Genomic DNA, 14,359 nt, shown 5'->3' on the forward strand with positions numbered 1-14,359 from the left:
AATTCAAAGACAGGTGATTTTTTCGTTTTCTAGCGAGTTATATTAATAACTCCTTTCCAATGCAAAATTAGCCAGATCGATTAAGGCATTTTTGTATTCAGACTCAGGAAGTATGGCCAGCGAAGTTAAGGCAGAGTCAATTTCCTGAGCGGCAGTTCTTTTAGTAAATTCAATCGCTTTTGTTTCTTCAAGTGCTACAAGAATTTCCGGTAAAAAAATCAGACTGCCTAATTGTAAGCTTTCCTTGATTTGCATTTTTTGCTTTTCGCTGCCGTTCTGCAAAGCGTGGATAAGAGGAAGAGTAGCTTTTCCATCGGCCAAGTCATCGCCTATATTCTTACCTATGGTTTTTGCATCGGAACAATAATCCAAGGCATCATCGATAAGTTGAAAAGCATTGCCTAAGTGTAAACCATAAGCATACAGGCTGTGTTGTATTTCCAGTGATGAGTTACTAAGAATGGGTCCGATACAGGCTGCCGCAGCAAATAAAAGGGCAGTTTTAGCGCGAATGACATCAAAATAGTCATCAAAATTCAAGGCAGGATTATGCCGGTTAGCCAGTTGTTTTACTTCACCACAACTGATTTGATGAGAGGTCCTGGCCAAGAGGTTAAGAATCTCCGTAATACCCACTTCTACCATTAATTGCACGGATTGAGTAAAGAGATAATCGCCAACGAGAACACTGGCTTTTGAACCCCAAATACTGTTGGCAGTTTGTCGACCTCGTCTTAAGGTAGATTCGTCTACTACATCATCATGTAATAAGGTCGCGGTATGAAAAAACTCAACCATGGCCGCCAGGGAAATATGATCTCTGCCTTTATAGCCACATGCATTACTTGCCAGAAGAACAAGTAAAGGGCGTAATCGTTTTCCCCCGCTTTCAACTATATGTTGGGATAAATCGTGAATTAAACCCACTTCAGATTGGATTTTATCAATAATTAAATTATTAACCGCGTCAAAATCTTCACTTACCAGAGCGCGTATACGGTCAATAGTCATTCGATGTCCTCTCTATTTAATCTACGAATGCTAAGGTGGGTCATGCTAATTGTCAAGGGGAAGCTAGGAACTTGTTGGCTAGCGAGGGGGCCTACTTAGTTTTGCTGATTAATCTGGTATTTCAATTTTTTATTTTTATACATGGCTTCATCAGCGATTTTTAATAATTCATCCGAATACGCAGCATCTGATGGATAATTTGCTTTACCCACGCTGATAGTACATTGTATTTCCAAGTCTTTTATAATAAAAGGCTGCATAAATTCACTTTCTATCCTCTTAGTTAAATCCTCGGCTATAGAATCGTGCGGTTTATGGTTAATTACGGCAGTAAATTCATCCCCACCAAGTCGTGCAATAAAGTCATTTTCTCGAAAACACGATTGGAGGCGTTTGCTTGTTTTCAATAAAAGACTATCACCAATTTCATGTCCGTATATATCGTTAATTTTTTTAAATCCATCCAAATCCATAAAATAAAGGGTGATTGTGTTTTTTGTCGTGTTAGTCGAATCCAGGACGCTTTGTAAGTAGTGATTAAAATAGGCACGATTAGGTAAATTGGTTAAAGAGTCATGATTTGACAGATAGTGAAACTTTTGTTTGTCAGCATAAAGTAAATAGTTCTGTTCAGTTAAAAGTGTTTCATACAGTTTATTTTGGGTTAAGAGATTATATAGGGTGGTAAAAATGAGCAGAAATATAAAAATATAATTGAAGCTATTTATAATCCACAAGTAATTTTCTGGAAGAAAGTAAATTGTATCCTGTCAGAATCGCCGGGTAAGTGTCTGCCACTGAGCCCGGACTAATCCGAGCCGCGCGCGTCAGCAAGCGGAATTATCTCGAGATGCTTATGTGGTGCATGGAACCTGCCGCACTTTAAGTAAGATTAATTCAGCCAATGATGGCATTTCAAATTTTTTAGTCACCCTATCGTAAATATACTGATAAACGTTAACTTTCAGTTTTCTGGCCGTCTGTACAATCGTGGCAAACGTATCCTTTGATTTGGTGCCATTTTGGGAGACCGTTTGGAGATTGATGTCGCGTATCCTTGCTTGAAACCGTGTCCCTAATTCAGAGGCATTGTTGTGCAATGGCAGAAATGGATGGTCTAACACCAATAATAACGCTTGTTTTTTAGCACGTGTCTTTGCAATGCGTTGATCTAAAACATCATAGCCTGTCGTGGTTGCGAACAAAGTATCAAATTGCATTGATAGTTGTTGGGCCATTGATTGAGATGGAGCCGTCTTGTAAGTCAATAATGCATGGTAGAAATCCCATAATTGCTCAAGAAATACAGCCAATATATTCTGATTCATATCTGAGAATGGAGTGAGTTTTTTATAATGACGACCTTCATGGATCCAGCACAGCGCATGATGTAGGGCCAATTTATTAAACTGAGGCGCATCATCTGTCATTAAATAATGGATGAAGTATTTCGAGTGCTGATAATAGGCAAGAGCTGCTGACTCAAGAATTATGCGTCGATTCGTGCTGTGTTTTTTTGGATTTGGAAAAAGTGTTCCCATCAAACTATCGATTGATTCACGTGTGAGGGGTTGTGCATGCAGCATTGGTTTAATTTGATCCAACCATTTTTTTGCGAGACCAAACTCATCCATTAACTCATAAGCCTCCTGATTAAACATAAACTTTAATTGGTCTCGACACAGCAACTCCAATAAGGTCAAGCGATCTTTTTTACGACGAGTGAAGTATGCTGTAAAAAAGTCATTACATAAAACATGGGTGTAGTGATTTTTGCCGTTAACACGACTGCCTGTGTCATCCATCTGCTGGTACAAGCCTGCGTTGCTACCGGCATCGACAATATCTTCTTTTTCCTGATGAAAAATATCATTGCCTTCTGTCAGCATGGAAGCAATTTTACCATGTGATATTTGAATACCACATGTTTTTAAAAAGCGCTCAATGGCGCTCTCCGTCATCCCTGCATCACGGTATAATGTGATGACCAGCGCTTTAACCCCAGGACCAAATTCACTGCCCTTATATTCGCCAGGAATCGGCGCAATAAAGGTTTTTTTCAAAGATGGTGAGTAATACGTTTCCAGCTTGAATTCAACATTATCCGTGATGATTTTTAGATCCTGGATGATTCGAATCTCAAAACCCTTGAACTTGGCGTCATCTGGCAGCGTTGCTTTGTCCAGAGCAATCGTAACACGTCTATCAATACGTACGTTTTTTTTGTCTTTGCCTGTGTTTTTATTGTTCCCTTTACCACGTTTATTGCGATCTCCTTCAGATGAATGATTGGAATTGCCTGTATTATCGCCATTGCTACCTTTGGATTGACCGCGAATATTAGGTTTGCCCTGTTCACCCTTAAGGCGGTTTATCTCATCACGTAATACTTGGTTTTCCTCTCTGAGCAAAGCATTTTCTTCGGCAAGCATTTCGACCAAATTAACCAATACCTTAATGATAGTCACGGCCTTTTTGTCGGCAAGACTATCGATATCTTTTGTTAACTCATCTAAAACTTGTTTGATTTCTTGGCGTTTCATCATCTACCACTGCGTTACTAATGCTGATACGGCAATCATAACATGACTTTTTTTGAACGCATTTTTCGAGTTTTAACGCCACTAAGGGCTAAGAAAAAATCTGACCTCAGGAGGGAGATGTTTTATTAGTGAAAGGGGCTACATTGTGATCTTGGGGATCTTAGGGCATGCATATTGCATGACTTACGTTTGATATGGAAAAACATCAGTTTTACAGAAAAACCGTGTCAATAGGTATTTTGAATATTTTTAAAGAATTCCGCTTGCTGACGCGCGCGGCTCGGATTAATCCGGACTCAGTGGCAGACACTTACCCGGCGATTCTGACAGGATACAGTAAATTGGAGTTAAATAACCTGAAATAAAAAAAGCAAGAAATGTTGCGGAGAGAATGCTGTAAATAATCAGTCCGTGTAAACCAATAGTCGTTGCGGCAAGGATTGGCGAGACATAAAACCATCCTACATAAGAATTTGCTATTCCGCCTAACCATAAATTTCCTAAAAAAATAATTGATAAAGCAAGTAAGTTAATGATATGTCCACAGAGCAAGAAATTGTAATTTTTTTTTAGGAGGATTAAATTTATTGACGCAATAATAAGTCCAATAATTAATAAACTGGATATAAACCAAAAATGCAGATAAATATGCACACACACAAGTATGGTGCCCAAGATAAGTAGTTCAAAAGTAATTGTGTTGATCAATTCACGTTTTCTATTCTGTTTATCAGAAGATAACAGGTGTTCATGTCCCCATGCCCAGAGCTTTTTAAATAGTGACATTTTATACCTCAATGTTATCTTGGATGAGAGGTTTTAATTGGCTCATAATAGTTGAATTATAGAATAAAAATGAACCAAAAATATTTTTATAACGCAAAATATATCTTATAGTAAATTCGCTGTGAATCTGAGAGGGGCGATAGTATACCCTGATGGGGTTCATGCAGTACTAACTTGAGAATAGTACCTCTCCAGTTAGCACAATAAGAATTTGTGGATGTAAGAGATAGACTTGAGCAAGACGTGTTACACGTTAAAACGAAAATGCATTACATCTCCATCACATACGATGTATTCTTTACCTTCAAGGCGTAATTTTCCTGCTTCCTTGGCTCCTTGTTCACCGTGGCAATTGATAAATGCTTCATAAGCTATGACTTCTGCACGAATAAAACCTTTTTCAAAATCGGTATGAATAACCCCAGCAGCTTGAGGTGCCGTTGCCCCTTTGTGAACAGTCCAGGCTCGGACCTCTTTCACTCCAGCGGTAAAATAGGTTTGTAAGCCTAAAAGCTCATAGCCCGCTCTGATAACTTTGTGAAGTCCGGGTTCGCTTAAGCCCAGATCCGCCATAAACTCCAGCCGATCATCATCTTCTAATTCAACAAGCTCCGCCTCTGTTGCCGCACATAGGGCAACGATGCTTGCATTCTCTTTTACTGCAAGAGTCTGTACTTTCTCGAGAAGAGGATTGTTTTCGTAACCATCATCATCCACATTGGCGATATAAAGTACGGGTTTTGCTGTAAGTAAAAAAAGGCGACGGGAAACTTGCGTTTCTTCAGGGGAAAGTTCCAAAGTACGTACTGGGTGCCCTCCATCAAGATGAAGTTTAATTTTCTCCAAGGTTTTCATTTCAAAAATGGCCTCTTTATTACCACTTCTACTGTTTTTTCCAGCTTTGAGCATTGCCTTGTCTAAAGTATCCATATCGGCTAAGGCCAGCTCAGTATTAATGACCTCAATATCGCTGATGGGATCTACTTTACCTTCCACATGAATGACATCTGTGTTTTCAAAACAACGGACAACGTGAGCAATAGCATCTGTTTCACGAATATTCGCTAAAAATTGATTACCCAAACCCTCCCCGCTAGACGCTCCCTTGACTAAACCAGCAATATCCACAAACTGCATGGTGGCGGGAAGCACTTGCTGTGGTTTTACTATTTCGCTTAAGGCAACCAGACGTGGATCGGGAACGGTAACTATTCCTACATTGGGCTCAATGGTACAAAAGGGATAATTGGCTGCTTCTATACCGGCTTTAGTCAATGCATTGAATAATGTTGACTTACCTACATTGGGCAAGCCCACGATTCCGCATTTAAATCCCATGAGTAATACCTCTGTTAAGTGTTTAATTGATTCATTGCCCTGGCAATATCACCGGACAATATGAAAGGCATTACTGCTATGCCTCTGTCTATAGCGTCATAAATCTGCTGTCTGTCATACACTGCGGGCTTTGTTAGTACGTATTGATGCACTAAGTCCCTATGTCCCGGATGACCTATGCCAACGCGTAAACGGTGGAATTCAGCGCTTCCCAATTGAGTCGTAATATCGCGTAAGCCGTTATGACCTCCATGCCCACCACCTGTTTTCAGTTTGATACGTCCGACCGCTAAATCCAGTTCATCATGAACTACTAACAGTTCTTCTGGTTGAATTCGGTAAAATTGGCTAATTGCTCTGGTGGGTTGGCCACTATGATTCATAAAGGTTAATGGCAAGGCTAATTTGCACGCATTATGATCAGCTAATTCTGCCTGCATTTTCTTATCGACTTTGAAATGAGCGCCATGTCGTTGTGCTAAAGCAATAACTAGCCATCCACCTGCATTATGCCTGGTTTGTTCGTAGGCTGAACCGGGATTACGTAAACCAATGATTAGTTTAATGGTCATGGACTGTCAATTCTTTGTTTTAGATTAAATTGTTTGCGATAAACCAGACATATCTATCGGGATATTGTAACTGTTATTCACATTTACCCAAGGTACAATCCCGGCTGCATGCAGCCGGGTTATAGCCTGAAAATTTAAAGGGGAAATTTATTCCTCGCTCTTCTCTTCAGTGGCAGGGACATCTGATGCTGGAACAGTTTCGGTTACTTCTTCTACTGCTCCGAGTTTAGGTGCATGAATACTAACTACAGGAGCGTCATGACTACCATCTGCCACATCAACGGTCAGGTGAACGCCTTTGGGTAATTTCAAATTAGATAAATGAACTATATCATTCATACCTACTTTAGCCATATCCACTTCAATAAATTCAGGTAAATCTTTAGCTTGGCAACGAATTTCCACCTGAGTCATTGTATGGTTAATCAGGCCACCTGCTTTCACTCCAACAGATTGCTGTTCATTGGTGAAATGAAGAGGCACTAATTTAGTCAGGATGTCTTTTGCAGAAACACGTTGTAAGTCCATGTGCATTACAATTGGCTTGAAAGGATGACGTTGTAACGCTTTTAAGATGACATGCTCAGTTTTTCCATCTACAGAAATATCAAAAACACTGGAATATATACTTTCTGTTTCCAAAGCTTTAACAACTTTATTATGTAAAAAATGGATAGACTTAGGTTTTTTATCTCCGCCGTAAATAACTGCAGGTACTTTATTTTCAAGACGACGTAGGCGGCGGCTCGCACCTTTCCCCATATCCGTTCTTGATTCGGCTTCTAAAAGAATAGTTGACATGATAATAAACTCCAAAAATTTAAGGATCCCTTATTTAATCCGCGACCAGATTAAACACCCGAAAGGCATAAAAAAATCGGGAAAGGGTGGCGAAGTATACAATATTTTAAAATGAACTTGAAGTCATAGCCATAATTTCATAGAATATGGCACTTTGTTGCAATTGTAATAGCCAATCAGGCGAGTTGGAGAAGATTTATGTATGCGGTAATTAAAACAGGCGGTAAGCAATATACCGTAAAAGAAGGTGATGTGCTCAAGATTGAATTGCTGCCTGAAGATGTTGGCAACGTAATCGAATTTGCAGAGGTGTTGATGTTGGCAGATGGTGATAAAGTCGTTTGTGGCACACCCTTTGTAGCTAAAGCACTGGTTAAGGCTGAAGTGCTGGATCATGGACGTCACAAGAAAGTTAAAATTATCAAGTTCCGTCGTCGTAAGCACCACATGAAACAAATGGGGCATAGACAATATTATTCGCAAGTTAAAATTACTGCGATTAGCAAGTAAGAGGAGATAGCAATGGCTCATAAGAAAGCAGGTGGTAGTACTCGTAACGGCCGCGATTCGAATCCAAAGTTTCTTGGTGTAAAACGTTTTGGTGGTCAATTTGTTAATGCTGGTGAAATTATTGTAAGGCAACGTGGTACACGTTTCCATCCTGGAACTGGTGTTGGCTGCGGTCGCGATCATACTTTGTTTGCCTTGGTTGAAGGTTTGGTTCAATTTACTGTTAAAGGTGCAAAGAATCGTAAATATGTAACAATAGTTGCAGAGCAAAAAGAAGAATCTGCAAGCTAATTTGATTGTTATTAAGTAGTTAACCCCGGTAACGGGGTTTTTTTTTAGGTTTAAGGTTTGTTATGAGATTCGTCGATGAAGCAATTATTAAGATAGATGCCGGTAATGGTGGAAATGGTTGCTGTAGCTTTAGGCGTGAAAAATTTATCCCTCGGGGAGGTCCTGATGGCGGTGATGGTGGTGATGGCGGCAGTATCTACTTTGAAGCGTCCAGCGATCTAAACACTCTGGTTGATTTTCGATATATGCGTCATTACAAGGCTCAGAATGGTCAACAGGGTATGGGTAGCAATTGCAGCGGGAAAAAAGGCGAAGATTTAATTCTTAAAGTTCCAGTCGGTACAATGGTTTACGATGTCGACACTGGGGAGTTACTTGGAGATATAAATAAGCCTGGTGAGCCGGTGCTTATTGCTCAAGGTGGATTTCATGGCTTGGGAAATACCCGTTATAAAAGCAGTGTTAATCGCTCTCCCCGACAAACTAGTCAGGGAAGCCCTGGCGAATCAAGGCATTTGCGTTTGGAGCTTCGTGTATTGGCTGATGTTGGCTTACTTGGACTTCCTAATGCTGGAAAATCCACTCTGATTCGGGCGGTGTCGAGTTCAAAGGCTAAAGTAGCCGATTATCCTTTTACAACCTTGCACCCAGGTTTAGGGGTGGTTAGTGTTTCATCCCATAAGAGTTTTGTGATGGCTGACATACCTGGCCTGATTGAAGGGGCTGCTATGGGGGCTGGACTCGGCCATCGGTTTTTAAAACACTTATCACGTACTTGTGTTTTATTGCATGTGATTGATGTGGCTCCATTAGACGATAGTGATCCGGTTGCTAATGCAAAAGCAATTATTAATGAGCTTGCTGAGTACAGTCCTGAGCTGCTAAGTAAACCAAGATGGCTGGTCTTGAATAAAATAGATATGTTACCTGATGAAAAAACCAGGGAAGATAGAATTCAAGCGATAGTGAAAGGCTTGAAATGGAAGGATAAAGTGTTCGCCATTTCAGCTATAAGTGGCCAGGGAACCCAGCAGTTATCCTACTCATTGATGCAGTTGATTGATGAGATGAAAGAGTCTGAAGCTTAGCCATTCAACAGCATGAAATAAAACAGAGGGGCTGCGATAGGGGATCAAGTGAGTCTCTCTACCTTGCTTGATGTGATTATTGAACTGGATAGTTAATTGTGTCTGAGCTTTTACCGGTTGTTGAGACCAGTATTCTGCCAAACCACTAAGATGAAAAGATAAGGTTGACTTGTTAGTGGAGTGAAAATTTAAAAGATGGTGGACCTCTGGTCTTGTGAGAGTATATTGTAACAAGCCTCCGGTGGCCTCATCGATAATGCTTATGGGCTCATTAGAACTTAACACAAGATCACGTAATTTATCAGAAGCTTTCTTTTCTGTTGTAGCAATAACATGAGGCGCTAAAATAGGATCTACAATAGTTCTTGCCTCTTCAACTAAATCGCTGGTACAACGTACTTTAAACTCAATATAAGGCGTATCCAGTCTGTATCCTGTTTGGCAGTCCAGCTTGGCCAGGGCATTCTCTAGAGTTTGTCCTATTTCACTTTCTGCAACACCAAAAATTCGCCATTTGAGAATTTGTTTATTACTGTGTTGGGTGTTTTGGAGTAAAGGAAGTACGTAATTATTAAACATGGGCAGGCATTCACGAGGAGGGCCGGGTAATAATATAAATAATTTATCATGCCAATGGTAGTAACAACCCATTGCTGTACCATTAGGATTTGGTAACAGTGTTGCCTGGTCTGGAAAAAGACATTGTTGCAGGTTGCCTTGGTTTATTATCACTTGTGCGTTATACAGACGATTTTGAATGTGAGTTAACGCCTCTGCATGCTCAACCAAAGTTGCCCCAATAAATTGAGCTAAAGCGAAACGGGTGAGGTCATCGGTTGTTGGCCCAAGCCCACCAATCAATATGATGATGTTGTGCTTCTCAGCTAAAAAGTGTAAACAATCGATGATGTCTTTTTCTTTATCGCTGCAGGATAACTGAAACCCTAGTGATAAACCTTCAGAGCTGAGGGCATGGGCAATTTCATGGCTATTTGTATTAAGGGTATCACCATGTACTATCTCATCACCCGTCGCTAAAATGGCTATTGTCATTTTTGATTTTCCTATAATTAGGTTTATGAACTGAATTCTATAGCAGAATTTGAAAAATCAGTAATAATTAATATAGTGAATATTGACATTTAGTACGTCGTTGGGTAATTACTTGAACTAAATTTTATTATCCGATATGCCAACTTTTGATTTATTTGAGTGAGGGGAGTTTTATGCAATTTTCTAGTAGTTATGTAGCACATGTACCCGACACTCAAGGATTTGTTAATTATTCAACAGAAGAAAACAGAGTCTGGACTATTTTATTCGAAAGACAGATGAACCTATTACCTGATAGAGCCTGTGATGAATTTATATCCGGCTTGCAGACCTTGGGTATTACGGCGGATGCTATTCCCCAACTACCTGTGTTGAGTCAACGTTTAATAGAACGGACTGGGTGGCAGGTAGCGCCAGTGGAGGCTTTAATTTCCGCTCGAGAATTTTTTGAATTACTGGCTAAAAAACACTTTCCGGCTGCTACCTTTATTCGTCGAGAGGAAGAGTTGAACTATGTTAAAGAACCCGATATTTTTCATGAGCTATTTGGCCATTGTCCGATGTTAACTGACAAGGTCTATGCAAATTTCGTTCATGATTTTGCATCTAAAGTATTAACCTTTCCTGAGTCAGATTGGGCATTGTTACAAAGAATGTTTTGGTTTACGGTAGAGTTTGGTTTAGTTAATACCCCCAATGGATTAAGAGCTTATGGTGGTGGGATATTATCTTCTATTAGCGAAACAGTATATTCCGTAGAAAGTGATATTCCTGTGCGCATAATATTCAATCCTGTTACAGTATTCCGAATGCCTTATCGAATTGATAAGTTACAACCTGTATATTTTGTTATAGATGACTATCAGACGTTATATAATTTTGTACTTTCTAATATAGAGGATTTACTAAAAAGAGCACGTGAGATTGGTGAGTTGCCTCCATTTTTCGCGGTTGATCCTGATAACCCCAATATTCACATCAGAGCATGTTAATGTAGAAAACTGCATTAATCGACAATAGTAGAGCATTTTAGGTCTAGTGGGAGGTACCATGTATTGTAAAGACAGACGACTCTTGTTAACATCGACCAATGCGCTTTGTTCATTGGCTGTTAGGTCAAGGAGCATCATTTGATTAAAGTATTAATTGTTGATGACCATGCATTGGTTAGAATGGGTATTCGACGATTGCTTGAAGATATGTCGGACGTAGATGTTGTTGCTGATGCTGAAAGTGGTGAGCAAGCTTTACTATTAGTAAAAACACATGCACCTGATGTAGTCCTTTTAGATATGAAAATGCCTGGTATTGATGGATGGGAAGTCACTCGTCGATTAAAAAAGTCAAACCCGCACATTAAAGTAATTGCCGTTACAGCAATGTCCTCTGACCCTCTCCCAACTCGTGTTTTGCAATTAGGTGCCATGGGCTACCTGACAAAAGAATCAGGGGCTGAGGAGATGGCTGCTGCAATACGAAAAGTAGCTAAAGGTGAAAAGTACCTCAGTGCTGAAATTGCCCAAAAAATGGCAATTAACAGTTTACAAGAAGCCCAGGACTCCCCTTTTGATATGTTGTCAGAGCGAGAGATGCAAGTCATGCTAATGATTACAAGTGGCATGAATGTTCAGGATATTGCAGATAGACTGTTTTTAAGTAGTAAGACAATTAATGGATACAGATACAGGATGTTTGAGAAGTTAGGAATTAAAAATGATGTCGAACTTACTTATTTAGCGATGAAACATCGCATCATAGAGCGGCCTTCAGATTTAACGCAAGACGAGTAATTTTTTATTCCATGAATAATCAATATCCTTCTGTTGAATTAGCTTTATTTCTTTCCAAACTCCCCAGTGAGCCTGGTATTTATCGCATGTTGGATGAGGAAGGAATTGTTCTTTATGTTGGCAAGGCTTCTAACTTAAAAAAAAGAGTAACCAGTTATTTCAATAAACAAAACACCGGTGCTAAAACCCGTTCTTTAGTCAATCAAATTGCCTCCATTGAAATATCAGTTACCAGAAGCGAGACTGAGGCTTTACTTTTAGAAAGTAATCTGATTAAAGCCTTAAGACCAAAATATAATATTTTACTAAGAGATGATAAATCTTATCCTTATATTCATCTTTCCAATCATCCAGAGTTTCCTCGCGTTGAACTTTATCGAAGTAAGAAAAAACCCCTCTCTGGAGATTTTTTTGGTCCATATCCCAGCAGCATGGCAGTTAAAGAAACCATAGTGACTATTCAAAAGGTGTTCAAAATCCGAAATTGCCGTGATAGTTATTTTAATGCACGATCACGTCCTTGTTTGCAATATCAAATAAAACGATGTACCGCACCCTGTGTGAACTATATTACCCCTAAGGATTATCGGCAATCCATAGATGATGCAATGCGTTTTTTACAAGGTAAGTGTCAGGCAATTCTGGATGAATTAACCCAGCGCATGGAGACGGCGGTCAGGCAATTAAATTTTGAAGACGCTGCAATATTACGTGATCAGATCAAAAATTTACGATTAGTGCAAGAACAACAAGCTGTAGTACAGTTACGGGGTGATGCCGATGTAATAGCTATAGATGTACGTCCGGGTTTTGCATGTATTCAATGTGTCACTATTCGAGAGGGACAAGTATTAGCCAGCCAAAGTTTTTTCCCTACGGTTCCTAATCAAGGACTTGAAGCTCCTGAAGTTGAAGAGTTATGGCAACAAACGTTTGAAGCATTCATTGGATTTTATTATCTAGATACTCCCGAAAGGATACCAGCTTTGATAATTACTAATCAATCGCTGATGGACCATCACACCTTAGAGGCGGCTTTGTCGCAGCAGCGTGCAAAATCATCTAAAATTCAGGTTAATCCTCGTGGAATAAAGTCACGCTGGATGGATTTTGCTCTAAATAATTTACGTATTTCCGTAGCGGAGCATGTAAGCAAACATGCAACCATCAGGGCTCGTTATCAGGCATTAGAAAACGTATTATCCCTTCCTAAAAGCATAAAGCGGATGGAGTGTTTTGATATTAGTCATACCCAAGGAGAGGCGACAATAGCCTCTTGTGTTGTGTTTGATGATCAAGGACCTTGTGCTGGTGAATACAGGCGTTTTAATATTGAAGGCATTACTCCAGGAGATGATTATGCTGCCATGGAACAGGCGATAACACGGCGATTTAAACGTTTGGTAGAGGTTCAATCTCTTCCTGATGTATTGATTATTGACGGTGGGAAAGGTCAGGTAACCGTAGCACAAAGAGTTCTTGCCTCTTTAAATGTTTCTGATGTGACCCTCTTGGGAGTCGCAAAAGGGCCTGCGCGTAAAGCAGGTTGGGAAAAGCTGATCCTGGTAAATGAAGCCCGGGAGTTTACCTTACCGGAGGATTCAAAAGCGCTGCATCTATTACAACACATTCGCGATGAAGCCCATCGATTTGCTATTACAGCCCATCGTAAAAAACGGCAGAAGGTACGCCTTGATTCTACCCTTGAAAGTATTGAAGGGGTAGGAGCAAAGCGAAGACAGGCATTACTACATCGTTTTGGTGGGTTACGTGAGCTGGCAAAAGCTTCAATGGAAGAAATTGCAAAAGTTCCAGGAGTTAGTGATAGTTTAGCGCAACGTATCCATCAGCATTTCCATAGATTATAATTGAATCTCTATTCGGATATATCGCTGCTTTATAATCAGATGAAACTCTGAAGTTAGTTAGGGAGCTCATTTTAAAATAAATCAGTGAGATTTTTCGCTTTGATAGTTAATCCAACCTGCAGATTGAACTTCTTTGCCAGCTTTAAATTGTGAATGAACTGTTGGTGTCCCTAGGTATAATGCTCCATTTTTGCCAACCACGTACATATAAAGTTTATCAGGAAGCAATTTATTGGAGTTAATATAGCTATTTCCGGGTTGAATCGTTCACCCTTTTTTGCAGTAAAGTGGCGGAGAAATATAAAGACAGGCAAAAATTAGTCGAAAATGTCATAAAATAACCGCTATGTGTTATTTTAAGGTATTAGTCGTTTCAAGTGATCATTCCATTATTTGACCTAAAGAAAATGCAATGTATTTTGTGCAAAATTCATAAAAGTTAAGTGTATTTCTTCATTATTTATCATAGTATTAGACGTAAGGGGACCATTAAATATGGCCGTATTGTTCGTTCAGAAAAGGGGTCGATGTTTGTATTTATCAGCCATGATTTATCTGGGTGCCTGGATGTTTTGAAAATAAGAAATTTAGATTTAGAAGAATTTAGTTAAATGAAACATCTCATAATTTCTGGGGAAAAAATCACTTCGGTTGAGAAGATGTTTCCTGGTTTTCATTGAGAAGATACGTCAAATATCTAAATAGCTG

The 14,359-nt window shown here is 39.6% G+C and carries 14 protein-coding genes; 6 read left to right on the top strand and 8 right to left on the bottom strand.

The window, feature by feature from the left end; genetic code table 11:
* Nucleotides 1-42 precede the first annotated feature (42 nt).
* From HRS36_RS02825 to HRS36_RS02855, 7 genes are all read right to left on the bottom strand, one after another.
* The gene (locus tag HRS36_RS02825) at nt 43-1,011 is read right to left on the bottom strand and encodes a polyprenyl synthetase family protein (RefSeq protein WP_173236158.1); all 969 of its coding nucleotides are present in this window, start codon (nt 1,009-1,011) and stop codon (nt 43-45) included.
* Nucleotides 1,012-1,106: 95 nt separating this feature from the next.
* A complete protein-coding gene (locus HRS36_RS02830) occupies nt 1,107-1,748 on the bottom strand; it encodes a GGDEF domain-containing protein (RefSeq protein WP_226905552.1) in 642 nt (213 codons plus the stop codon).
* Nucleotides 1,749-1,865: 117 nt separating this feature from the next.
* Nucleotides 1,866-3,557, bottom strand: a complete 1,692-nt coding sequence (locus tag HRS36_RS02835; protein ID WP_173235423.1) for an IS66 family transposase — start codon at nt 3,555-3,557, stop codon at nt 1,866-1,868.
* 282 nt (nt 3,558-3,839) lie between these two features.
* Complete coding sequence (locus tag HRS36_RS02840; protein ID WP_173236159.1) at nt 3,840-4,340, bottom strand: hypothetical protein; 501 nt, start codon at nt 4,338-4,340, stop codon at nt 3,840-3,842.
* 246 nt (nt 4,341-4,586) lie between these two features.
* Nucleotides 4,587-5,678: a redox-regulated ATPase YchF gene (gene ychF / locus HRS36_RS02845; protein ID WP_173236160.1), complete on the bottom strand. Its 1,092-nt coding sequence runs from the start codon at nt 5,676-5,678 to the stop codon at nt 4,587-4,589.
* Nucleotides 5,679-5,692: 14 nt separating this feature from the next.
* Complete coding sequence (gene pth, locus HRS36_RS02850) at nt 5,693-6,250, bottom strand: aminoacyl-tRNA hydrolase (RefSeq protein WP_173236161.1); 558 nt, start codon at nt 6,248-6,250, stop codon at nt 5,693-5,695.
* A gap of 147 nt (nt 6,251-6,397) precedes the next feature.
* Nucleotides 6,398-7,051: a 50S ribosomal protein L25/general stress protein Ctc gene (locus HRS36_RS02855; RefSeq protein ID WP_173236162.1), complete on the bottom strand. Its 654-nt coding sequence runs from the start codon at nt 7,049-7,051 to the stop codon at nt 6,398-6,400.
* A 198-nt stretch (nt 7,052-7,249) separates the two neighbouring features.
* Here HRS36_RS02855 and rplU point away from each other — a divergent pair, with 198 nt between their 5' ends.
* The 3 genes from rplU (at nt 7,250) to cgtA (ending at nt 8,940) form a co-directional block, all read left to right on the top strand.
* Nucleotides 7,250-7,561 carry a 50S ribosomal protein L21 gene (gene rplU, locus HRS36_RS02860; RefSeq protein WP_173236163.1) on the top strand — a complete coding sequence of 104 codons (312 nt, stop codon included), beginning with the start codon at nt 7,250-7,252 and terminating at the stop codon, nt 7,559-7,561.
* A 12-nt stretch (nt 7,562-7,573) separates the two neighbouring features.
* Nucleotides 7,574-7,852, top strand: coding sequence for a 50S ribosomal protein L27 (rpmA, locus tag HRS36_RS02865; RefSeq protein ID WP_173236164.1), 279 nt, complete (start codon nt 7,574-7,576; stop codon nt 7,850-7,852).
* Between the two features lie 62 nt (nt 7,853-7,914).
* Nucleotides 7,915-8,940, top strand: coding sequence for an Obg family GTPase CgtA (gene cgtA / locus HRS36_RS02870; protein WP_173236165.1), 1,026 nt, complete (start codon nt 7,915-7,917; stop codon nt 8,938-8,940).
* On the opposite strand, the gene HRS36_RS02875 is transcribed toward cgtA, so the two are convergent.
* A complete protein-coding gene (locus tag HRS36_RS02875) occupies nt 8,896-9,993 on the bottom strand; it encodes a competence/damage-inducible protein A (protein WP_173236166.1) in 1,098 nt (365 codons plus the stop codon). The genes cgtA and HRS36_RS02875 overlap by 45 nt on opposite strands.
* Nucleotides 9,994-10,166: 173 nt before the next feature.
* On the opposite strand from HRS36_RS02875, the gene phhA reads away from it, so the two are divergent.
* The 3 genes from phhA to uvrC all read left to right on the top strand — a co-directional run bounded on the left by phhA (nt 10,167) and on the right by uvrC (nt 13,651).
* Nucleotides 10,167-10,985, top strand: coding sequence for a phenylalanine 4-monooxygenase (gene phhA / locus HRS36_RS02880; RefSeq protein ID WP_173236167.1), 819 nt, complete (start codon nt 10,167-10,169; stop codon nt 10,983-10,985).
* Nucleotides 10,986-11,123: 138 nt separating this feature from the next.
* The gene (gene letA / locus HRS36_RS02885) at nt 11,124-11,783 is read left to right on the top strand and encodes a two-component system response regulator LetA (protein WP_173236168.1); all 660 of its coding nucleotides are present in this window, start codon (nt 11,124-11,126) and stop codon (nt 11,781-11,783) included.
* Nucleotides 11,784-11,794: 11 nt separating this feature from the next.
* Nucleotides 11,795-13,651 (top strand): excinuclease ABC subunit UvrC, encoded by a 1,857-nt coding sequence (gene uvrC / locus HRS36_RS02890; RefSeq protein WP_173236169.1) that lies wholly within the window; start codon nt 11,795-11,797, stop codon nt 13,649-13,651.
* Nucleotides 13,652-14,359 lie beyond the last annotated feature (708 nt).

It is taken from the genome of Legionella antarctica, from assembly GCF_011764505.1.
GTDB classification, from domain to species: Bacteria; Pseudomonadota; Gammaproteobacteria; order Legionellales; family Legionellaceae; genus Legionella; species Legionella antarctica.